This is a genomic window from Burkholderia sp. Bp8998 (genome assembly GCF_003854235.1).
Classification (GTDB): Bacteria; Pseudomonadota; Gammaproteobacteria; order Burkholderiales; family Burkholderiaceae; genus Burkholderia.
This window is the reverse complement of sequence record NZ_QTQF01000026.1, coordinates 77,422-98,939: the sequence shown is the minus strand read 5'-3', so window position 1 is coordinate 98,939 and position 21,518 is coordinate 77,422. Positions and strand designations below refer to the sequence as shown.

The window sequence follows — 21,518 nt, the reverse complement described above, 5'->3', positions numbered from 1 at the left end:
AGCAGGAGACACAATGAACCGTATCGAACCGATCGCCGCTTCGTCCGGCGTTTCGCCCATGACCAGGGCCGTCGCCGTGTTGCGCGTGACCAGTGGCAACTTCATCGAACAGTTCGATTTCTTTCTGTTCGGCTTCTACGCGACATCAATCTCGAGGATCTTTTTCCCTTCCACCAGCGAATTCGCGTCGCTGATGCTCACTTTCGCCGTGTTCGGCGCGGGCTTTCTCATGCGTCCGCTCGGCGCGATCTTTCTCGGCGCGTATATCGACAAGGTCGGACGGCGCACCGGGCTGATCGTTACGCTCTCCATCATGGCGAGCGGCACCATCCTGATCGCCTGTGTGCCGGGGTACGCGAGCATCGGCTTGCTAGCCCCCGTGCTCGTCCTGCTCGGGCGTCTGTTGCAAGGCTTCTCGGCAGGAGCCGAACTCGGGGGCGTGTCCGTCTATCTTGCGGAGATGGCCACGCCCGGCAACAAGGGCTTTTACACGAGTTGGCAGTCGGCGAGCCAGCAGGTCGCCATCGTCATGGCGGCGGCCATCGGTTACGCTCTGAACGAGTGGCTGTCGGCGCAGCAGATCGCCGCATGGGGCTGGCGTGTGCCGTTTTTTATCGGCTGCGCGATCGTGCCGTTCCTGTTCGTGTTGCGCCGTTCGCTACAGGAGACCGCAGCGTTCGAAGCGCGGCGGCATCATCCGCAGACGCGCGACATTTTTGCGATGCTGCTCGGCAACTGGCGCACAGTCATTGGCGGCATGCTGCTGACGGCAATGACCACCACCACCTTCTATCTCATCACGGTCTATACGCCGACCTTCGGCAAGTCGGTGCTGAAGCTGTCCACCTCCGACAGCTTGATGGTGACGCTGCTCGCGGCTGCTTCGAATTTCGTCTGGCTGCCGATCGGCGGCATGATCTCCGATCGCATCGGTCGCAAGCCGCTGCTGCTCGCCATTTCCGTGCTGGCGATCTTCACGGCTTATCCGGCGCTGTCCTGGCTCGCCGATGCGCCGAGCTTCGCGCGGATGCTGATCGTGCTGCTGTGGTTCTCGTTCTTCTTCGGCGTGTATAACGGCGCGATGGTCGCCGCGCTCACCGAAGTGATGCCGGTCGAAGTGCGCGTCGCGGGCTTCTCGCTGGCGTTCAGTCTCGCGACGGCGCTGTTCGGCGGCTTTACGCCAGCGGTATCGACGTATCTGATTCAGGTCATGCATGACAAGGCCGCACCCGGCTACTGGCTGAGCTTCGCCGCGCTCTGCGGTTTGTGCGCGACGCTCGGGCTGTACCGCCGCCGTGCGGGCAGCAACCCGGCGGCGGCATCGTCGGCCCGATAGCGATCACCCGCTGGCCATGCTCTACGAGGCGGCGCTCGAAGCGGCGAACGATTGTCTGTTGGTCGGCTGTTCCCGCGCCGCTCGTACGAGGCATTTCGCTCGCTTGCAGGGGCGAGTCTGTAGCGGCCTTTGAGTGTGCTGTTGATAGCCGGCCAAAACTGCTCCGTTCGTGGGTGCGTTGTTTCCCGCATTTTGCTATGGCATCACCAGGAATCCTGGGGATCCGGTTCACAGTCGGGATGAGGGAAAGCAATCCCGGCATCCACTTCGTTTCATTGCTGGGTGCGGGCGGGATCGTCTTTGCCTGCACGACTCAACTCAGAATCAATCTCGGGAACTTCTACCCGGACACCGTTGCCTTCGTCAACGCAGTCGAGCATTTCCTTGGCGTTGCGGTCAGCAGAAGAGTCGTCATCGTGGTTTTCCGCGCGATTGCCGCGCCCGGATTTCGTGCATCCGCGAACGCGGTGACACCGGAGCGCACATGGCGCAGGCCGGCCGGTCGAACCACCGCACGGCGCGATTCCACCAGCCGGCCCGTTGCCGGCGACGTCAGACCGCGCTGGCCTCGTCGATCTTGTGGATATCGTCATCATCGAGCTTCACGCGGATCGCCTCGCCGAGCAGCGCGAGCTGCGCGAGCGACGTCGCGCTCGCGATCGGCGCGGTGATCGTCGGCCGCGCGATCTGCCACGCGAGCGCGATCGCGGCCGGTTGCGTGCCGTGCTTCGCCGACACGTCGTCGAGCGCCGCGAGAATGCGCAGGCCGCGCGCATCGAGATAGCCGGCGACGCGATCGCCGCGCACGCTCTTCTTGAGGTCGGCCTCGCTGCGATACTTGCCCGACAGGAAGCCGCTCGCGAGCGCGTAGTAGTTGACGACGCCGAGCTTCAGGTCGCGCACGACCGGTTCGAGATCGCGCTCGTAGTCGGCGCGGTCGATCAGGTTGTATTCGGGCTGGATCACCTGGTACGCGGGCAGGCCGTTGCGCTTGCTGATGTCGGCGGCTTCGCGCAGGCGCGCGCCGCTGTAGTTCGACGCGCCGATGATGCGCACCTTGCCCGCGTCGATCAGCGTCTGGTAGGCGGCGAGCGTTTCTTCGAGCGGGGCTGTGTCGGCGAGATCGCGGTGCGAGAAATACAGGTCGATGTAGTCGGTCTGCAGGCGGCGCAGCGAATCGTCGGCGGCCTTCAGGATGTTGTCCTTCGTCAGGCCCGAGCGCCCCTCGAGCAGGCCCACCTTGGTCGCGATCACGAGCTGGTCGCGCTTGCCGGTACGCTTGAGCCACTTGCCGATGATCGTTTCCGACTCGCCGCCGCGGTTGCCGGGCGCCCAGGCCGAATAGACGTCGGCCGTGTCGATGAAGTTGATGCCGGTGCCGGCGAGCGCGTCGAGCAGCGCAAACGACGCGTTCTCGTCGACGGTCCAGCCGAAGACGTTGCCGCCGAAGGCGAGCGGGGAAACCTGGATGTCCGATGTGCCGAGGGTACGTAGTGCCATGTTGCTCTCCGAATTCTGCGGGGTGAGGGGATCGAACGACGGGATCGGCCGAGTCGAAGGCGACGGGACGGGCAGACGGGTGAAGCGCTTTCGCCGTGGTCGCGGGACGCTCGAATATTCTCGCCGATCGATCGGAATCGTGCAGCGGACACGCGGCTGCCTGGACGGAGGACTCGCAGCGCATGGCGGATGCATCGTCCGCCATATCGGTGATTCGGGCGGTTACTTTCGATCGGGAACTGAATTTTGCTGCAGCGGGGAGCAGGGGGAGAGGCGAATGGAGCTCGGGCTTGCCGCGGTGCTGAGTCGGTGCTGAACGAAAAACAGGCGGCAAGTCGCCGCCCGCGATCGTCGATGTCCAAGCCCGTTACCGCAACTGCACGGCCGCCAGGAACAGCACCATGCTGCCGATCGCGCCATCCAGCACGCGCCACGCAACGGCCTTGCGGAACCACGGCGCGAGCAGCCGCGCACCGTATCCGAGTCCGAGGAACCACACGACGCTGACCGACATCGCACCGATCGCGAAAGCGAGGCGCGAGCCTTCCGGTTCGCGCGCGCCGGCCGTGCCGATCAGCAGGAACGTATCGAGATACACGTGCGGATTGAGCCACGTGAACGCGAGCGTCATCAGCACGATCGCGACCGCGCTCTGCGGCGGCGGCGCGACGGCGTCGCCGCGCACGTCGAGCGTTTCGTGTCCCGGCTTGAACGCGCGGCGCAGCGCGTTGAAGCCGAACCATGCGAGATATGCGAGGCCGACGTACAGCACCACGTGGACGAAGGTCGGGTAGCGTTCGACGAGGACCGACGCGCCGCCGACGCCGGCGCCGATCAGGATCATGTCGGACAGCGCGCACAGCAGCACGATCTTGCCGACATGCGAGCGCATGATGCCTTGCCTGAGCACGAATGCGTTCTGCGCGCCGATGGTGACGATGAGCGACCCGCACAGGGCGGCGCCGTGGGAAAAAGCGATCCAGTTCATGATGGGGAGCGGTGATGCGGTAGACGGGTGAATCGGTTAGCGCTAGTCTGCGGTCATCCCGGACATAAGAGAAGCTAATTCAGCTAATGCAGATTAAGGAAATCTAATGCTCGACTACGCATTGCTCGATGCCCTCGCCGCAGTGATCCGGCACGGTTCGTTCGAACGGGCGGCCAAGGAGCTGAACGTCACGCCGTCGGCGGTATCGCAGCGCGTGAAACTGCTGGAGGAGCGCGTCGGCAGCGTCCTCGTCAAGCGGGGGCAGCCGTGTGTCGCGACGACGTCGGGGGCGCTGCTGTGCCGGCATACGGAGCGCGTGCAGTTGCTCGAGGCCGAACTGGGCGGCCGGATGCCCGCATTGCCGGGCCAGATCGCGAGCGCATGGCCGACGTTGCGCGTGGCCGTCAACGACGACAGCGTCGCGACCTGGTTCATCGATGCGGTCGGGCCGTTCTGTACCGAGCGCGAGACCTTGCTCGATCTCGTGATCGACGATCAGGACCATACGGCCGCGCGCATTCGCGACGGCAGCGTGCAAGGCGCGGTGACCGCGCAGGCCGAGCCGATCCAGGGGTGCCGGTCGACGCGGCTCGGGCGCATCCGCTATCGCGCGGTGTGTTCGCCGGCGTTTTACGCGCGCTATTTCGGCGCGGGTATCACGCGCGATGCGCTCCGCCGCGCGCCGTGCGTGATGTTCAATTCGAAGGACGGCTTGCAGGCGCGCTTCATCCGGCGCGTGACGCGTGCGGATCTCGATCCGCCGCAACACTGGATCCCGCACGTCGCGGGATACCTGCGCGCATGCGAAACGGGGCTGGGATGGGGAATGTGCCCGGACCGGATGGTCGATCGCCAACTGGCGGCGGGCGAACTGGTCGACATGTCGCGCGGGCGGACCGTCGATATCGATCTGTACTGGCAGAGCTGGCGCCTGTCGATCGGCTGGCTCGACGACTTCAGCGCGGCACTCAAGGCGCGTGCCGCGCTGTTTCTCGACTGATCGAGGCGGGCGCGGTGGGCGGTGGCGGGTGGCGGCGCGCAGGTCACGCGCCGCGCGGGGTCAGACGTGGTGCAGGCCGTCGAAGTCGACGATCTGCACGAGGCGGCCGTGCATTTCGATCAGGCCGCGCTTCTGGAACTTCGACAGTGTGCGGCTGACCGTTTCGAGCGTCATGCCGAGATAGCTGCCGATGTCTTCGCGCGTCATCCGCAGGTTGAATTCCGACGGCGAGTAGCCACGCTTCAGGTAGCGCGACGATACGTCGAGCAGGAACGCGGCGACGCGCTCTTCGGCGTTCAGCGAACCGAGCAGCATGGTTTGCGACGTTTCGCGCACGATCTGCTCGCTCATCAGCTTGTGCATGCGCAGCTGCATCGTGCCGGCTTCCGAGCACAGCGACTTGAGCGCGCTGTACGGAATCACGCAGACCGAGCTGTCTTCCAGCGCGACCGCGGTGCGCGGGTGCGTGTCGTCGCAGATTCCGTCGAGGCCGAGCGCTTCGCCCGCGAGGTGCAGGCCGGTGACCTGCTCGCGGCCGTCGTGGCGCGTGGCGACGGTTTTCAGCGAACCCGAGCGCACGGCGTACAGGTTGTCGAAGGTGTCGCCCTCGCGGAACAGCGCTTCGCCGCGCTTGACCGGGCGCGCCGCGCAGATGACCGATTCGAGGCGGCTGAGCGCTTCGGGGGCGAGGCCCTGCGGCATGCACAGGTGTCGCATTGCGCACGACGAGCAGTGCGGGGCCTGGCGGGGAGCCCAGTTGCCTGCATGGGACGGGGCGGCGGGACGGGTGGCGACAGGCGTCAACATGAGCGTTTACTCCGGCATTGAATCGACGGAATCATTGTCCCACCGCAAGTTGCCGCTGTCGGGTGACAAAACGTCGCGACCGTGCGCACATGCCGCGGGCATCGCAACGGCATGCGTGCAGGCATGCCGTTGCGCGTGCGCGCCGCGACGGGCACGCCGACGCCGGCGCGGTCAGCCTTCCTGATCGTCCGTATGCGCGGCGGCCGGGATCAGCAGCACGGGCAGCGTCGCATGCCGCACGCACTGTTCGGCGATGCTGCCGAGCACGAGGCGACGGAACCCGCGGCGGCCGTGCGTGCCGAGCACGAGGAGGTCTGCGCCGAACGCCTTCGCACCGTCGAGGATCAGTGTCGACACGTCGTTGAGCGACGATGCCTCGCTCATCAGCGTCTCGCCCTTCACGCCGGCCGCCTGCATCCGCTTCGCGAAATCCGCCGCGAGCGCATTGCCCTGCGCGAGGAGCTGGTCGCGCAGCACGGACGGGTCGTAGCCCGGCACGTTGTAGTAGATCGCGGCGTTTTCGACGACGTAGAACGGCTGCAGTTCGGCACCGTGCGCCTTCGCGAGCGCGAGCGCGGCATCGAACGCGTGGCGGGACGTGTCGCTGCCGTCGATGGCAACCAGAATGCGCTTGTACATAGTGTCTCCGAGTGGCGGGTTGAGCGGAAGTCGGCCGAACGGCCGAGCTGGCCGTGCGTCGCTGCGAGGCAGCGTAAACCAACGGCGCGGACTTTGCAGCGACGCGCGGGCCGTCGCGCGCGCGCACGCCGATCCGCGGCCATTGGCCGTCGGCACCGCTTCAACCCGCCAAACGAACGATCGATTCAAACGCCGCGTGCGTTACCGCGGTACCGTGGTGATTTCGATCACCCGTTCCGGCCGGCGTCCGTGGCCGGGCCCGTGTGTGCTGCCGTACATCCGGTGAACCGGGCCGTACGGCGCGTCGCCCGCGTGCGATGGCGCGTCGAACCCCTTCTCGACCACCATGTAGCCGTCCCGCAGCGCGAACGCCGGATGGTTGCCGCCCGGCCGGCTGTCGAAGCCGGCGAAGCCGTCGCCGGCCTCCGGCATCGCGTTGACGAGCGACGCGTTGCTGCACGTGACCTGGTCGGGCGAGAAGGCGCCGCCACTCGCGAGACGCGCGGCCTCGCGGTTCTTGCCGTCCGTGTCGACGGTGCTGTCATGCGTGTCGTCGTTGTCGAGTTCGATGCTGCGCGGATGCGCGGCATGCGCTTGAGCTGACGTTTCCATCACGGCTCTCCTGGCGGCGAAGCGTTCCGGATCGAAGCAAATCCCGTTCCGGGCGAGACGGGAAAACGGCACGCGGGCGATCGCCGTGGTCGCGTGGCGCGCGCTGATTTGTCGTGATTTATTTCAGCTAGAACACCCGTTTTCTACAGAGTATGATTCTTTTCCTGCAAAGCGGCGACAGGGGATGCAGTTCTCGCCGACTCTGCCCGCACGGGGGCGCCGCAACACCCTTAAAGACGGGTAGTGAACAACAAACAAGGGACTAGAGGTGGCGGATTCATGCAAGCGACTACTGCGTTCACGCACCGCGGTTATCTGTTGAACTGCGCGCCCGCGCGCGCCACTGACGGGTCGTTCAAGCCCTACGTCGTGATCTCCCGATCGAGCGACGGGGAACTCGTCGCGAACCGGTTTTTTCCGACCGAGCTCCAGTTCAACGACGAAAGCGACGCGATCGCGCACGCGCGTGACTGGGCCGTGCGCTGGATCGACGCGAGCAGCGTCACGGTCTGAACGCCGTCGCGCGTCGGCAGCATCGACCGTCCGGCCGATCCCCCGGCATGCCGCTGCCGGACGAAAACGCGGTAATCTTGTGGAACCCGTCACTTTATTCGCGGCCGTGCAATCGCGCGCGGCTGCCTGCATTGGCATATGTCGACATCACCCGCCCGTCAGTGGGGCCTCGAAGAAATCGTTGCCGGCTTGCGCGAGTCGCGCGAGGAGCTCCATCGCACGCGTCATCCGCGCGGCATCCGCGAACTGCCGTCGCGCGACGCAATCTGCAAGATCGTCACCGGCCTGCGCGCGTCGATGTTTCCGACGCACTACGGCGCGCCGGATCTGACTGATGAAAGCGTCGACTACTACGTCGGCCACACGCTCGAAAGCACGCTGCGGATCCTGTCCGAACAGGTCCGCCGCGCGCTGCCGTTCCTGCCCGAGCATGCGGACACGCCGTTCGCCGAACTCGACGAACGCGCGTTCGAGATCGCGCGCGAGTTCGGCCGGCAGTTGCCGTCGGTTCGCGCGCTGCTGGTCAGCGACATCCAGGCCGCGTATGCGGGCGATCCGGCCGCGCAGCACATCACGGAGATCCTGCTGTGCTATCCCGGCGTGCTCGCGATGATGCACCATCGGCTCGCGCATGCGCTGCACCAACTCGGTGTGCCGCTGCTCGCGCGTTTCATCAATGAAATCGCGCACTCGGCCACCGGCATCGACATTCACCCGGGCGCGCAGATCGGCCCGAGCTTCTTCATCGACCACGGCACCGGTGTCGTGATCGGCGAAACCGCGATCATCGGCGAGCGCGTGCGCGTGTACCAGGCCGTCACGCTGGGCGCGAAGAGCTTCCCGGCCGACGGCGAAGGTACGCTGGTCAAGGGCAATGCGCGGCACCCGATCGTCGAGGACGACGTCGTGATCTATGCGGGCGCGACGATTCTCGGCCGCGTGACGATCGGGCGAGGCTCGGTGATCGGCGGCAACGTGTGGCTCACGCACAGCGTGCCGCCCGGCACGAGCGTCGCGCAGGGCAAGGTCCGCGAAGGCGGCAGCGCCGAGAAGCCGTAACGCGTCGAGCGAACGGCGCGGGGTGTCGTTCGCGCGACGCAGGTGAAGGCGGGCAGCGGGCGGCCGCTCCCGAATCGCCGGTCCGTCAGTGCTTGCCGGCCGGCGAGCGATGCTTGTACAGCACGTCCTGGTCGACGCGAATCAGGTTCTGCCCCGCGTCGACGACGAAATCCACGCCGTTGTACGCGCTGCCCGTCAGCAGCAGGATCGCGCTCGCGACGTCGTCGGGGCCGGCGATGCGCGCGAGCGGCGTCGATGCGCGGCTCGCGTGTTCGAAGTCGGCCTGCGTCTGATCGTCGCTCGGCAGCATCAGCCCGGGGAACACCGCATTCACGCGCAGTACCGGCGACGACGACAACGCGAGCATCTGCGTGAGATTGCCGAGCGCGGCCTTCGCGACCGTGTAGCTGAAATGGTCGCGGTGGAAGTTTTCCTTGATCTTCTGGTCGACCACGTTGACGACGACACCCTGCGTGCCGGCCGCGCGGGCGCGTTCGTAGAACGCGCGCGTGAGCAGGATCGGCGCGCGGCAGTTGACGGCCCATGCCTGGTCGAATGCCGCGAGGTCGAAGCTCGGGAAATGGTCCTGCCAGAACACCGACGCGTTGTTGACCAGCACGTCGAGGCGGCCGAAACGCGCATACACCTGGTCGATCAGCGCGGTGATCTGCGTGGCATCCGACAGGTCGGCCTGCAGCGCGACCGAATCGCGCCCGCGTTCGGCGATCGTGCGGGCCGCCGCCTGCGCGGCATCGGCGGAGCGGTCGTAGTGGACCGCGGTGCGATAGCCGTGCGCGGCGAAATACTCGGCGAACGCGCGCCCGGCCCGGCGCGCGGCGCCGGTCACGAGCACGACCGGCGCGTTCGCCGCTTGCTTCGTGGACTGCATTACGTATTCGTCAGGTTGACTGAAGAAGGATTCGCGACGATCGACAGGAATTCGCGCCGCGTCGACGGATCGGTGCGGAACGAGCCGAGCATGCGCGACGTGACCATTTCGACGCCCGGCTTGTGCACGCCGCGCGTCGAGATGCACTGGTGTGCGGCTTCGAGGATCACGCCGACGCCTTTCGGCTGCAGCACGTCGAACAGCGTGTCGGCGATCTGCACGGTCATCTTTTCCTGGATCTGCAGGCGCTTCGCGAACGCGTCGACGAGGCGCGCGAGCTTCGAGATGCCGACGACGCGATGGTTCGGCAGATACGCGACGTGCGCGCGGCCGATGATCGGCACCATGTGGTGCTCGCAGTAGCTCTCGAAGCGGATGTCCTTCAGCACGATCATCTCGTCGTAGCCGTCGACTTCGCTGAAGGTGCGCGCGAGGATGTCGCGCGGTTCCAGCGCGTAGCCGGCGAAGAACTGTTCATATGCACGGACGACGCGTGCCGGCGTGTCGAGCAGGCCTTCGCGGGCGGGATCGTCGCCGGCCCAGCGCAGCAGCACGCGAACGGCATCCTCGGCTTCTTCCCGGCTCGGCCGGGATGCGGCCGGCTCGGGCCGCGCGGTTTTCTTACCCTTACCCATCTAGTCGCTCCATCGAATGCGGCCGCCTGCGGCGGCGCGGATATCCGGGCATTGTTTCATGCTTTCGCGGGCCGTGCGTGCGGCCTGCCGCTCACCCGCCGTTCACCTTCCCTCACTTCGGCCATTCGTCCTGCTCGTCGTTGAACAGCGACGCGACGACGCCGCGCAGCCACGCGGTGCGCGGATCGTTGTGGAACTTGCGATGCCAGTGCTGCTTCAGGTCGAAGCGCGGCAGCGGCAACGGCGGCTCGACCGGCACGATGAACGCATGCTCCGCCGCATACGCATAGCCGATCGCGTGCGGCACCGTCGCGATCAGGTCGGTGCGGCTCAGGATGAACGGCAGGCTCATGAAGTGCGGTGTCTCGAGTACCGCGCGGCGCTGCATGCGCTGCTTCGCGAGGTATTTCTCGAGCACCTCCTGGCTGCGCCCCTCGGCGCGCACCACCGCGTGCCCGCACGCGAGGAACTGCTCGGCCGTGAACGGGCGTGCCTGTTCGAGCGGATGGCCACGCCGCATCAGGCAGACGAACCGGTGCGTGAACAGCCGCTGCTGGAAGAAGTTGTTGCCGTCGAGATCGGGGAAGTAGCCGACCGCGAGATCGATCGAGCCGGCCTCGAGGCCGCGGCCGACTTCGTCGTGCGCGGGCGAGACCGAGCGCAGGTTCGCATGCGGCGCAAGCGTCGCGAACGCCTGCAGCAGCTTCGGCAGGAACACGATCTCGCCGACGTCCGATAGCGCGATCGAGAACGTATGCGTGCTCGCCGCCGGATCGAAGTCGTGCGGCGCGACGAGGCCGCGTTCGATCTGGGCGAGCGCGTCGCGCGCGGCCGGCAGCAGCGCGAGCGCGCGCGGCGTCGGCTCCATCCCGCGCGACGTGCGCACGAACAGCGGATCGCCGAAGTAATCGCGCAGGCGGCCCAGCGCCGTGCTCACGCGCGGCTGGCTCACGCCGAGCAGGTCGCCCGCGCGGCTGACGTTGCGCGTGTCGTCGAGCGCGACGAGGTAGGGAATCAGGTTCAGATCGAGCGCGTCCATCGCCAGGCCAGTATCTTTAAAACGTATACAACATATCTCCTGAATCGCGTTGCTGCATAGTCGGGAAAGCGCTCAAATGTGTTCCACGATTCGAATTACTGTTCAGGAGACGAACAATGCGCACCCAGGTCGCCATCATCGGCGCCGGTCCGTCCGGCCTTTTGCTTTCCCATCTGCTGCGCCTGCAAGGCGTCGATGCCATCCTCGTCGAAGCGCGTTCGCGCGAATACTGCGAGAACCGCATCCGTGCCGGCGTGCTGGAACAGGGCACCGTCGACACGCTGAACGAAGCCGGCCTCGGCGAGCGGATGCGCCGCGAAGGGCTCGAACATCACGGCATCGAGCTGCTGTTCTCCGGCCAGCGCCACCGCATCGACCTGAGCGCGCTCACCGGCGGTCGCGCGATCACCGTCTACAGCCAGCATGAAGTCGTGCGCGACCTGATCGCGGCCGGCGACGCGCATGGCCACGCGATGCACTTCGAAGTCAGCGACGTCGCGCTGCACGACGTCGAAAGCGAGCACCCGTTCGTCACGTTCAAGCACGCGGACGGCCGCGCGGACCGCATCGACTGCGACTACATCGCCGGTTGCGACGGCTTCCACGGCGTCGCGCGGCAGACGATTCCCGCCGAGCGGCTGAACACGTTCGAGCGCGTCTACCCGTTCGCGTGGCTCGGCATCCTCGCCGACGCGGCGCCGTCGCTCGACGAGCTCGTCTACGCGCATCACGACAACGGCTTCGCGCTGTTCTCGATGCGCTCGCCGACGGTCACGCGCCTCTACCTGCAGTGCAAGCCCGACGAAGACCTCGCCGAATGGTCCGACGCGCGGATCTGGGACGAACTGCACACGCGCTTCTCGAACGACACCGGCTGGACGCTGACCGAGGGCCGGATCACGCAGAAGAGCGTGACGCCGATGCGCAGCTTCGTGTCGGAGACGATGCAGCACGGCCGCCTGTTCCTCGCCGGCGACGCCGCGCACATCGTGCCGCCGACCGGCGCGAAGGGGATGAACCTCGCGGTGGCCGACGTCCGCGTGCTGTCCCGCGCGCTCGGCGCGCGCTACCGCAACGGCGACGCGACGCCGCTCGAGCGCTATTCGGCGACCTGTCTCGAACGCGTGTGGCGCGCCGAGCATTTCTCGTACTTCATGACGAACATGCTGCATGCGTCGCCGGACGACTCGCCGTTCGTCAATCGCCTGAAGTTTGCCGAGCTGAAGTATGTGACGCGCTCGCGGGCCGCCGCGCAGTCGCTGGCCGAAAACTACGTCGGCCTGCCGTTCGACGACCAGACGACCCCCGAGGGATCCCGCCTTGACAACGCGCTGTGCACGACTCTATGATCGGCCATCGTTCGCTAATCGAATCTAGGTTCGAATAGCGAACAAATACCGAAGGTCGACAACGGCCTCCGGCGCGGCACGCGACACGCGCGTGTCCCCTCGACAGGCCGCGCATCGTGCCGCGGGTTCGTATCAGGAAGAGACATGGTCAACAAGATTTTCGAATCGCTTCAATCGGCGGTCGCGGACGTCCACGACGGCGCGACCATCATGATCGGCGGCTTCGGCACGGCAGGCATGCCGTCCGAGCTGATCGACGCGCTGATCGAGCAGGGCGCGCGCGGCCTGACGATCGTCAACAACAACGCGGGCAACGGCGAGACGGGCCTCGCGGCGCTGCTCAAGGCGAAGCGGGTGCGCAAGATCATCTGCTCGTTCCCGCGCCAGAGTGACTCGCAGGTGTTCGACGCGCTGTACCGCGCGGGCGAGATCGAGCTGGAGCTCGTGCCGCAGGGCAACCTCGCGGAGCGGATCCGCGCGGCGGGTGCCGGCATCGGCGGCTTCTTCACGCCGACGGGCTTCGGCACGAAGCTCGCGGAAGGCAAGGAAACGCGCGTGATCGACGGCAAGTCGTATGTGTTCGAGACGCCGATCCACGCCGATTTCGCGCTGGTGAAGGCGTACAAGGGCGACCGCTGGGGCAACCTCGTGTATCGCAAGACCGCGCGCAACTTCGGGCCGATCATGGCCAGCGCCGCGAAGGTCGCGATCGTGCAGGTGTCGGAAGTCGTGCCGCTCGGCGGGCTGAACCCGGAACACATCGTGACGCCGGGCATTTTCGTGCAGCGTGTCGTCGAAGTGCCGCAGGCCGCGCATGAGGCCGAGCTGGCCGCCGAACGTGCCGCATCCCAAGCCGCCTGACCGCCAGAGGAGACCCGACATGAAACGACTGACCCGCGATGAAATGGCCAAGCGCGTCGCCCAGGACATCCCCGAAGGCGCGTACGTGAACCTCGGCATCGGCGTGCCGACGCTGGTGGCGAACCACCTCGATCGAGCCAAGGAAATCTTCCTGCACAGCGAGAACGGCCTGCTCGGCATGGGCCCGGCGCCCGCGCCCGGCGAGGAAGACGACGAGCTGATCAACGCCGGCAAGCAGCACGTGACGCTGCTCACCGGCGGCGCGTATTTCCACCACTCGGATTCGTTCGCGATGATGCGCGGCGGCCACCTCGACTACTGTGTACTCGGCGCGTTCCAGGTGTCGGCGAACGGCGACCTCGCGAACTGGCATACGGGCGCGCCCGATGCGATTCCGGCCGTTGGCGGCGCGATGGACCTCGCGATCGGTGCGAAGCAGGTGTTCGTGATGATGGAACACCTGACGAAGCAGGGCGAGAGCAAGATCGTCGCGCAGTGCTCGTATCCGGTCACCGGCGTGCAGTGCGTGAGCCGCATCTATACCGATCTCGCCGTGCTCGACGTGACGGCCGACGGCCTTGCGGTGAGCGAGATCTTCACCGACCTGTCGTTCGACGAACTGGAGAAGCTGACCGGCGTGCCGCTGATCGACGCGACGCGCAAGGCCGCGGCCTGAACGGCAAGCGTGCCGGCGCGCGCAAACCCGCGCACGCCGGCACGCTTGGGTAGACAATAGGCGCACGCCGTTTCCCAATCTGATGCCATGCTCGAAGACAGCGCCCGCCTGACCTCCCTCATCTGCGGCACCGAGCCGCTCAACCGGATCTGGTCGCCCCGCGCGACGATTCAGCGGATGCTCGACGTCGAAGCCGCGCTCGCGCGCGCGCTCGCCGCGCAGCAGGTGATTCCCGCATCGGCGGTCGCGCCGATCGAACGCGCATGCGACGCCGATCGGCTCGACGCCGACGCGCTCGCGCACGGCGCGGCGCTCGGCGGCAATCTCGCGATTCCGCTCGTCAAGCAGCTGACCGCGCAAGTGAAGGCCGACGACCCCGAGGCCGCGAAGTTCGTGCACTGGGGCGCGACGAGCCAGGACATCATCGATACCGCGACCGTGCTGCAGCTGCGCGACACGCTCGACGTGCTCGAGCCGCTGCTCGACGAAGCGTGCGCGTCGCTCGCGGCGCTCGCGCGCACGCATCGCGCGACGCCGATGATCGGCCGCACGTGGCTGCAGCAGGCGCTGCCGATCACCCTCGGCCTCAAGTTTGCCCAATGGCTCGATGCGCTGCTGCGTCATCGCGCGCGCTTCGCCGAATTGCGCGCGCGCACGCTGGTGCTGCAGTTCGGCGGCGCCGCCGGCACGCTGGCGAGCCTGCGCGAGCAGGCGGGCGGCGTGACCGCCGCGCTCGCGGCCGACCTGAAGCTCGCGGTGCCGGCCGTGCCGTGGCATACGCAGCGCGACCGCATCGCGGAAGCCGCGTCGTGCTTCGGGATGCTGACCGGCACGCTCGGCAAGATTGCCCGCGACGTGTCGCTGCAGATGCAGACCGAAGTCGGCGAGCTCGGCGAACCGGCGGCCGCCGGCAAGGGCGGCTCGTCGACGATGCCGCACAAGCGCAACCCGGTCGGCTGCGCGGCCGTGCTGACCGCCGCGGTGCGCGCGCCGAACCTCGTCGCGACCGTGTTCGCAGGGATGGTCCAGGAGCACGAGCGCGCGCTCGGCGGCTGGCAGGCCGAATGGGACGCGCTGCCCGACCTCGCGCGCCTGACCGGCGGCGCGCTTGCGCAGATCGAGCAGATCGTCGCGGGCCTCGACGTGAACACCGAACGCCTCGCCGCGAACCTCGACCTGACGCACGGGCTGATCCTCGGCGAAGCCGTGATGCTCGCGCTCGGCGACCGGATCGGCCGGCTCGATGCGCATCATGTCGTCGAGCATGCGTCGAAGGAAGCCGTGCGCACCGGCGCGACGCTGTTCGACGTGCTCGCCGCCGATCTGACCGTATCCGCCCACCTGTCGCGCGACGCGCTCGCGCGGCTGCTCGATCCCGCACATTACGTCGGCGAGGCGCAGGCCTACGTCGACGCCGTGCTCGCGCTGCACGCGGGCGCGCAATAACCAGGAGAACATTGATGCCCTTCGCCACTGTCAACGGCGTGAAACTGCATTACCGGATCGACCGTACCACGCGCGACGACGCGCCGTGGCTCGTCTTCTCGAACTCGCTCGGCGCCGACCTGCAGATGTGGGCGCCGCAGATTCGCCCGCTCACGCAGCACTTCAACATCCTGCGCTACGACACGCGCGGCCACGGTCATTCCGAGGCGCCGGCCGGCTCGTATACGGTCGACCAGCTCGCGGGCGACGTGATCGGCCTGCTCGATCACGTCGGCATCGAGCGCGCGCATTTCTGCGGGATCTCGATGGGCGGCCTGACCGGCGCCGCGCTCGCCGCGCGCTTCCCGTCGCGCATCGTGCGCGCCGTGCTGGCGAACACCGCCGCGAAGATCGGCTCGCCGGAAGTGTGGGCGCCGCGTGCGCAGAAGGCGCGCGCCGAGGGGATGGCCGCGCTTGCCGACGCCGTGCTGCCGCGCTGGTTCACCGACGCGTTCGTCGAACGCGAGCCGCGCCTGTTCGATGCGATCCGCGACACCTTCGTGCATACCGACAAGGACGGTTACGCGGCGAACTGCGACGCGCTGAACGCGGCCGACCTGCGCGAGGAAGTGAAGGGCATCGCGCTGCCGGTGCTCGTCGTGACCGGTGCGAAGGACATGTCGACGCCGCCCGACCAGGGCCGTGCGCTGGCTGCCGCGATTCCCGGCGCGCGTCACGTCGAATTCGACGCCGCGCATATTTCGAACATCGAGTGCACCGACGGTTTCAACCGCGCGCTGCTCGACTTCCTGACCGCGTGAGGCATCGACGATGGACGACCAGCAACGTTATGAAGCAGGGATGAAGGTGCGTCGCGCGGTGCTCGGCGACGCGCACGTCGACCGTTCGATCGAGAACCGCACCGAGGTGACCGACGAATTCCAGAACCTGATCACGCGCTATGCGTGGGGCGAGATCTGGACGCGCGACGGCCTGCCGCGCCACACGCGCAGCCTGCTGACCATCGCGATGATGGTCGCGCTGAACCGCGGCGAGGAACTCGCGCTGCACCTGCGCGCCGCGCGCAACAACGGCGTGACGCGCGACGAGATCAAGGAAGTGCTGCTGCAGACCGCGATCTACTGCGGCGTGCCGGCTGCGAATTCCGCGTTCCATCTCGCGGACAAGATCTTCAAGGAACAGGATGGGGCCGCCTAGGTGCGGCTGAATGACACGTCCGGCGCGCGCCGGACGTGACCCGATCGCGCGGCCCGCTGAGGCTGGCGAGCCGTAGACGATGTACGAACGCGCCGGCAGCGAATCGGCGCGTGAACGAAGAAAAGGCGCGGCCACGAGGCCGCGCTTCTTGCCTATATCAATGTTGGACGGGACCGGAGCAAGCGCCAACGTGCCCGCTTCGGCTCACAAGGAGACTAGCGATGAATCGCACACCCGTGGTCGATGTCCAGACCTTCATCAACGAGCAGCCGTTCGGCGGCTTCCAGTGGCTCGTGTTCCTGATGTGTTTCGTGATCGTGCTGCTCGACGGCTTCGATACGGCCGCGATCGGCTTCATCGCGCCGTCGCTGCTCGGCGAATGGAACCTCACCAAACCCGATCTCGCCCCCGTGCTGAGCGCCGCGCTGTTCGGCCTTGCGTGCGGCGCGCTCGTGTCGGGCCCGCTGTCCGACCGGCTCGGGCGCCGTTCGCTGCTGCTCGGCTCGGTGTTCCTGTTCGGCGTCGCGTGTTTCGCGTCCGCGTTCTCGAACACCATCGGACACCTGACGATCCTGCGTTTCATTACCGGCGTCGGGTTGGGCGCCGCGATGCCGAACGCGGTCACGATGATGGGCGAGTTCTGCCCGGACAAGCGCCGCGCGACCGTGATCAACCTGATGTTCTGCGGCTTCCCGCTCGGCGCCGCGTTCGGCGGCTTTCTCGCCGCGTGGATGATTCCGCATTTCGGCTGGCGCAGCGTGCTGATGCTCGGCGGCGTGACACCGCTGCTGCTCGGCGTGCTGTTGCTGCTGAAGATGCCCGAATCGGTGCGCTTCATGGTCGCGCAGGGCCGCAGCATCGACCGGATCCGCGCGACGCTCGCACGGATCTCGCGCGACGCGCTGAACGCCGGCTCGTTCGCGATGACCGAATCCGCGCCGCAGACGGGCGGCAAGGGCATCGGCGTCGTGCTGTCGCGCTCGTACATCGTCGGCTCGGTGATGCTGTGGCTCGCATACTTCATGGGCCTTGTGATCTTCTACGCGTCGATCAACTGGATGCCGATCCTGCTGAAGGATGCCGGTCTCACGCCGAAGAGCGCGACGCTGATTTCCGCGCTGTTTCCGCTCGGCGGCGTCGGCGCGGTGCTGTGCGGCGTGCTGATGGACCACTTCAACGCGAATCGCGTGATTGCCGTGTGCTATGCGCTGACCGCGATCAGCGTGTATGCGATCGGGCAGGCTGCGGGGAGCGTCGGATTGCTCGTGCTGGTCGTGTTCATCGCCGGCGTGCTGATGAACACCGCGCAATCGTCGATGCCGGCGCTCGCCGCCGCGTTCTATCCGACCGAGGGCCGGGGCACGGGCGTGGCGTGGATGCTGGGTGTCGGCCGTTTCGGCGGGATCGCCGGGTCGTTCCTCGTCGCCGAACTGACGCGCCGGCACTTCTCGTTCGCGGGCGTGTTCGCGACCATCGCGGTCGCGGGCCTGCTCGCATGCCTCGCGTTGCTGATCAAGCAGGCAGCGCGGCCGCACGGCGTTGCGCAGCCGGGCGGCAAGATCGAGTCGCTCGGGCATTGAGCGGGAGCGGGGCCGCGGCGATGCGCCGGCCCTCCATGTGCCGCGGTGGGCCGCAAGACGGCTGACACGCAACAGCAGACCGGGCCGCTTCGGCGGCCCGTCGCCATTGCGGCCGTCGCGCCGCTATTCCTCCGCGTCGTGTTCCTTGACGAAGTTGCGCAGATACGCGCGCAGCGCGGCCTCCCGGCTGCGATGATCGGCGAGGTTCGCGGCGCCCATGTCCTCTTCTTCGCCGAACATCGTCGGCGGCGCGCAGTAGGTGCCGATCTCGATGTCCTCGCGCAGCACGCGGATCTCGTGCGTCAGCGGATGGTACTCGGCGATCCAGTGCATGCCCTCGATGTGTTCGCCGGCTTTCAGCAGTGGCTTCATCGGCTCTCTCCATGCAGCGCAGCGGTGCAACCGCCGAAGCGGTTGTACGCGCCCGTACCAAAAGGGTACGCCTGCATCGCATGAAGCTCAACGGGGCGCTTGTGAGCGCTTACCGCGGCAGCAGATGCGCGACCAGCGGATACAGCGACAGGATCAGCAGCACGGCCATCGTCACGTTGAAGATGCGCAGCGCGCGGCGGTTCGACAGGAAGCGGCGCAGGCCCTGGCCGCACGCGGCCCACAGGCTGATGCACGGAAAGCCGATCAGGATGAACACGACGGCCATCCACGCGGCGTTCATCCCGTAGTCGGCGGACAGGCGGATCGTCGTCGCGGCGGTCAGGACCATCATCCAGGCCTTCGGATTGACCCACTGGAACGCGGCGGCTTCGATGAACGTCATCGGCCGCGGCTTGGCGCCTTGCGCCTTCACCTCGCCGGACGTGCCGATCCGCCATGCGAGGTACAGCAGGTACGCAACGCTCGCGACTTCGAGGACCGTGTACAGGACCGGCACGCGACGGAAGGCTTCGCCGAGACCGAAGCCGACGCACAGCATCAGGATCGCGACGCCGATGCTGATGCCGAACAGGTGCGGCATCGTGCGGCGGAAACCGAAATTGACGCCGGACGCGAGCAGCATCGTGTTGTTCGGGCCGGGCGTGATCGACGTGACGAGCGCGAACAGCATGCCGGCGGGCAACGCGCTCAAGGTGAGGAATTCCATCGTGGATTCTCCATTCGTGTTCGAGACTGGGATGGAGTCAGTGTAGCGACGGTTGTCGGTACAGTACCGGTACAGTTTGGCGGGCGGTTGCCGGTACGGGGGAGGGAGAGGACGGGAGAGGGCGGAACGGGTGTTGTTGTCTCTCAGAAAAGATGTCCGTAGTCTCAATAAGTTGTCTTTGAATAAAGGACTGAATTCCTCGACTGCGGGATGCTCTCTATGAGTTTTGATGAAAGATGATCGAAGGATATTTGTCCGAGGATGACATTAGCGCAATGTTTGATCGGCACCATCGTGTCGCTGCGATCCCGTGGAAGGCGCTCAACCGCAGGTTCACGTCCGAGGCTTTGCTCATCGCGTAGCCAACGATTTCACCGCTGTATAGATCCTTCAGGCCGGCAAGATACAGCCAGTCCTCTGTCGCGATATAGGTGATGTCACCGCACCAGGCTTGATTGGGCGCCGTCACCGAGAAATCCTGGTTCAGCAGATTCGGCGCGATAGGCAGGTCGTGCCTCGAATTCGTGGTGGCCTTGAACCGGCGCTTCTGCTTGCAGCGCAGCCCCAGTTTTCTGCGCAGCCGCCTGATCCGATGCACGCCGATTCGCACGCCACGTTCCTCGAGATGTTGCTGCAGGCGTTCGGGCCCGAAACTTTCCCGGGTTCGCTGATGGGCCGCGAGCACCTCTGCTTCCAGGCGAGGCTCCTGTTGCGTTCTTTCGGATGGCTTGCGATTGCGCCACGCATAGTACCCGCTCACCGATACGCCCAGCACGCGGCACATCGGCGGCACCGGATAATCCCGTCGCATGTGTTCAATCACGCCGTACTTCACCGCGACTCCTTCGCGAAGTACGTTGCGAATTTTTTTAGGAGATCGCGCTCCATTTTGACCTCGGCTAATTCACGCTTGACTTGCGCCAGCTCGACTTCCATTTCCGTCAGTGGCTTCTGGTGCCGACCGACATCTTTCAGCTTGCCGGCCTTCGCCGCGCGCACCCAGTTCGCCAGCGTCTTGATCGGGATCGACAGCCGCCGGGAAGCTTCCGATACCCCAACACCTTCAGTCAACGCTAGCGTGACCGCTTCGTCGCGAAGCTCCTTCGTATAGACCGCTCTTGGAATCCGATTCATTCATGCCTCCGTTTCTCGATTTTACGAAACGTTGGCTTCCATTTTTTCCGGCTGGCCTCAATGCGAGTGATACGAATTCGTTTGATACCGGCTGCAGACCAATTTTGCCGTTTGATTATATTTTTCAAAAATTAAAACAACAATCCCAAAATCGCAGCCTTGACCGCGGCCTCTGTCTTATTTAATGCATTAAGTTTGCGCAATGTGTTGACAAGATGGAATTTTACAGTTCGCTCGTCTATGAGCATGATTTTGCTGATTTCTGCGTACGTTTTTCCCGCCGCAGACCATTTCAAAGTTTCACGTTCACGTAGCGTAAGCTCGACGACATATTCGGGAGTCCGCCGCGAAAGATGATACTCACTTAAGACACCGCCGACAGCGGTCGCGAGCCATGACATCCGATAACCTTTATCCGACAGTTCATGTTCATCAACCGCTTCGGTCGAGCGTGTCATCGTCAAAAACCCGGCCATGCCTATGCGGCTCCTAGTGGGCATGCAGCACCCGTGGCGCAATCCATAGGACGCGGCTTCCTGCCAGAACTCGACGTTCTGCGTTTGGCCGTCTGCGCTCCAGATCAACGGAAACGAGTGGGTAAGCGCGTGTCGGACTGTAGGATCGTTAGCAAAATAGTTGTCGTCTACATAGCGCGCAATCCACGCGTCCGGATAATCCGATTGGAACGAGAATTGCGGGTCGCTGACCGGGATTGGTATACGGACGCCGAACAAGCAGTGCTCAAATCCCAGTTCGTGAACTGCGGCGACCAGCCGACTGAATATCTCGGTCTCGGACTTTGCCGTCATTAGCCATTCAAGATATGTTTCTCTCCACTCGAGCATATCCGCCTCTATATGCCCGACGACGTTGCCAATGACAGTAGGATAACAAACGCATGAAACAGAGTTGTTTTGTTTGGCTGATACACACCGCACTCCATTCGACTTGACAAGGTTCAGATCTTCTGGCGACCGAGAAATAAAGAGGTCGTTTCTTGCAGTTCCATGACTCTCTAGCCGCAGGCGACGATCGGCCGCTAGTAGACCAACACCTAAATTCCGCTGCTAGAACAAAAACGCCGTGAAGATTGAACATTGACGCCAAGCACCATTCCGCGGGGTCCGAAAGGGCACACATTAGCTTCGTTGCGAATAGC

At 65.6% G+C, this 21,518-nt stretch carries 22 protein-coding genes and 1 pseudogene; 11 read left to right on the top strand and 12 right to left on the bottom strand.

Annotated features, from left to right (window positions below; all coding sequences use genetic code 11):
• Window positions 1-13 precede the first annotated feature (13 nt).
• Window positions 14-1,336 carry an MFS transporter gene (locus tag DIE06_RS24435; protein ID WP_124663580.1) on the top strand — a complete coding sequence of 441 codons (1,323 nt, stop codon included), beginning with the start codon at window positions 14-16 and terminating at the stop codon, window positions 1,334-1,336.
• A 552-nt stretch (window positions 1,337-1,888) separates the two neighbouring features.
• Here DIE06_RS24435 and DIE06_RS24430 read toward each other — a convergent pair.
• On the bottom strand, window positions 1,889-2,836 hold the full coding sequence (locus DIE06_RS24430; RefSeq protein ID WP_124663579.1) for an aldo/keto reductase: 948 nt from the start codon (window positions 2,834-2,836) through the stop codon (window positions 1,889-1,891).
• A gap of 367 nt (window positions 2,837-3,203) precedes the next feature.
• Entirely contained in the window at window positions 3,204-3,824 is a 621-nt protein-coding gene (locus DIE06_RS24425) for a LysE/ArgO family amino acid transporter (RefSeq protein WP_124663578.1), read from the bottom strand.
• A gap of 106 nt (window positions 3,825-3,930) precedes the next feature.
• Between DIE06_RS24425 and DIE06_RS24420 the strand changes: the two genes are divergently transcribed.
• Entirely contained in the window at window positions 3,931-4,824 is an 894-nt protein-coding gene (locus tag DIE06_RS24420; RefSeq protein WP_124663577.1) for a LysR family transcriptional regulator ArgP, read from the top strand.
• 60 nt (window positions 4,825-4,884) lie between these two features.
• Here the strand turns inward: DIE06_RS24420 and fnr are convergent, their stop codons facing one another.
• From fnr to DIE06_RS24405, 3 genes are all read right to left on the bottom strand, one after another.
• Window positions 4,885-5,631, bottom strand: coding sequence for a fumarate/nitrate reduction transcriptional regulator Fnr (gene fnr / locus DIE06_RS24415; RefSeq protein ID WP_124663576.1), 747 nt, complete (start codon window positions 5,629-5,631; stop codon window positions 4,885-4,887).
• 171 nt (window positions 5,632-5,802) lie between these two features.
• On the bottom strand, window positions 5,803-6,270 hold the full coding sequence (locus tag DIE06_RS24410) for a universal stress protein (RefSeq protein ID WP_124663575.1): 468 nt from the start codon (window positions 6,268-6,270) through the stop codon (window positions 5,803-5,805).
• 201 nt (window positions 6,271-6,471) lie between these two features.
• On the bottom strand, window positions 6,472-6,882 hold the full coding sequence (locus DIE06_RS24405; RefSeq protein ID WP_124663574.1) for a DUF3005 domain-containing protein: 411 nt from the start codon (window positions 6,880-6,882) through the stop codon (window positions 6,472-6,474).
• Between the two features lie 279 nt (window positions 6,883-7,161).
• On the opposite strand from DIE06_RS24405, the gene DIE06_RS24400 reads away from it, so the two are divergent.
• Together DIE06_RS24400 and epsC are read left to right on the top strand one after the other, a co-directional pair.
• A complete protein-coding gene (locus DIE06_RS24400; protein ID WP_124663573.1) occupies window positions 7,162-7,395 on the top strand; it encodes a hypothetical protein in 234 nt (77 codons plus the stop codon).
• A gap of 138 nt (window positions 7,396-7,533) precedes the next feature.
• On the top strand, window positions 7,534-8,454 hold the full coding sequence (epsC, locus tag DIE06_RS24395; RefSeq protein WP_124663572.1) for a serine O-acetyltransferase EpsC: 921 nt from the start codon (window positions 7,534-7,536) through the stop codon (window positions 8,452-8,454).
• 85 nt (window positions 8,455-8,539) lie between these two features.
• On the opposite strand, the gene DIE06_RS24390 is transcribed toward epsC, so the two are convergent.
• The 3 genes from DIE06_RS24390 to DIE06_RS24380 all read right to left on the bottom strand — a co-directional run bounded on the left by DIE06_RS24390 (window position 8,540) and on the right by DIE06_RS24380 (window position 11,017).
• Entirely contained in the window at window positions 8,540-9,343 is an 804-nt protein-coding gene (locus tag DIE06_RS24390) for an SDR family oxidoreductase (RefSeq protein WP_124663571.1), read from the bottom strand.
• Window positions 9,343-9,978 (bottom strand): GTP cyclohydrolase I FolE, encoded by a 636-nt coding sequence (gene folE, locus DIE06_RS24385; protein WP_124663570.1) that lies wholly within the window; start codon window positions 9,976-9,978, stop codon window positions 9,343-9,345. Before folE ends, DIE06_RS24390 begins: the two co-directional genes overlap by 1 nt.
• A 112-nt stretch (window positions 9,979-10,090) precedes the next feature.
• Complete coding sequence (locus DIE06_RS24380) at window positions 10,091-11,017, bottom strand: LysR family transcriptional regulator (RefSeq protein WP_124663569.1); 927 nt, start codon at window positions 11,015-11,017, stop codon at window positions 10,091-10,093.
• Between the two features lie 116 nt (window positions 11,018-11,133).
• Between DIE06_RS24380 and pobA the strand changes: the two genes are divergently transcribed.
• The 7 genes from pobA (at window position 11,134) to DIE06_RS24345 (ending at window position 18,126) form a co-directional block, all read left to right on the top strand.
• Complete coding sequence (gene pobA / locus DIE06_RS24375; protein ID WP_124663568.1) at window positions 11,134-12,366, top strand: 4-hydroxybenzoate 3-monooxygenase; 1,233 nt, start codon at window positions 11,134-11,136, stop codon at window positions 12,364-12,366.
• A 144-nt stretch (window positions 12,367-12,510) separates the two neighbouring features.
• On the top strand, window positions 12,511-13,227 hold the full coding sequence (locus DIE06_RS24370) for a 3-oxoacid CoA-transferase subunit A (protein WP_124663567.1): 717 nt from the start codon (window positions 12,511-12,513) through the stop codon (window positions 13,225-13,227).
• A gap of 19 nt (window positions 13,228-13,246) precedes the next feature.
• Window positions 13,247-13,903 (top strand): CoA transferase subunit B, encoded by a 657-nt coding sequence (locus DIE06_RS24365; RefSeq protein ID WP_124663566.1) that lies wholly within the window; start codon window positions 13,247-13,249, stop codon window positions 13,901-13,903.
• 87 nt (window positions 13,904-13,990) lie between these two features.
• The gene (locus DIE06_RS24360; protein WP_124663565.1) at window positions 13,991-15,349 is read left to right on the top strand and encodes a 3-carboxy-cis,cis-muconate cycloisomerase; all 1,359 of its coding nucleotides are present in this window, start codon (window positions 13,991-13,993) and stop codon (window positions 15,347-15,349) included.
• Between the two features lie 14 nt (window positions 15,350-15,363).
• Complete coding sequence (gene pcaD, locus DIE06_RS24355; RefSeq protein WP_124663564.1) at window positions 15,364-16,149, top strand: 3-oxoadipate enol-lactonase; 786 nt, start codon at window positions 15,364-15,366, stop codon at window positions 16,147-16,149.
• 10 nt (window positions 16,150-16,159) lie between these two features.
• Window positions 16,160-16,546 carry a 4-carboxymuconolactone decarboxylase gene (gene pcaC / locus DIE06_RS24350; protein ID WP_006749282.1) on the top strand — a complete coding sequence of 129 codons (387 nt, stop codon included), beginning with the start codon at window positions 16,160-16,162 and terminating at the stop codon, window positions 16,544-16,546.
• Window positions 16,547-16,767: 221 nt separating this feature from the next.
• A complete protein-coding gene (locus DIE06_RS24345) occupies window positions 16,768-18,126 on the top strand; it encodes an MFS transporter (RefSeq protein WP_124663563.1) in 1,359 nt (452 codons plus the stop codon).
• 123 nt (window positions 18,127-18,249) lie between these two features.
• Here the strand turns inward: DIE06_RS24345 and DIE06_RS24340 are convergent, their stop codons facing one another.
• The 4 genes and pseudogenes from DIE06_RS24340 to DIE06_RS24325 form a co-directional block, all read right to left on the bottom strand.
• The gene (locus tag DIE06_RS24340) at window positions 18,250-18,498 is read right to left on the bottom strand and encodes a hypothetical protein (protein WP_124663562.1); all 249 of its coding nucleotides are present in this window, start codon (window positions 18,496-18,498) and stop codon (window positions 18,250-18,252) included.
• Window positions 18,499-18,607: 109 nt separating this feature from the next.
• Window positions 18,608-19,225, bottom strand: a complete 618-nt coding sequence (locus DIE06_RS24335) for a LysE family translocator (RefSeq protein WP_124663561.1) — start codon at window positions 19,223-19,225, stop codon at window positions 18,608-18,610.
• A gap of 250 nt (window positions 19,226-19,475) precedes the next feature.
• Window positions 19,476-20,359 (bottom strand): annotated as a pseudogene (locus DIE06_RS24330) (IS3 family transposase); the annotation flags it as partial.
• Between the two features lie 131 nt (window positions 20,360-20,490).
• Complete coding sequence (locus DIE06_RS24325; protein ID WP_260433763.1) at window positions 20,491-21,168, bottom strand: LuxR family transcriptional regulator; 678 nt, start codon at window positions 21,166-21,168, stop codon at window positions 20,491-20,493.
• Between the last annotated feature and the right edge of the window lie 350 nt (window positions 21,169-21,518).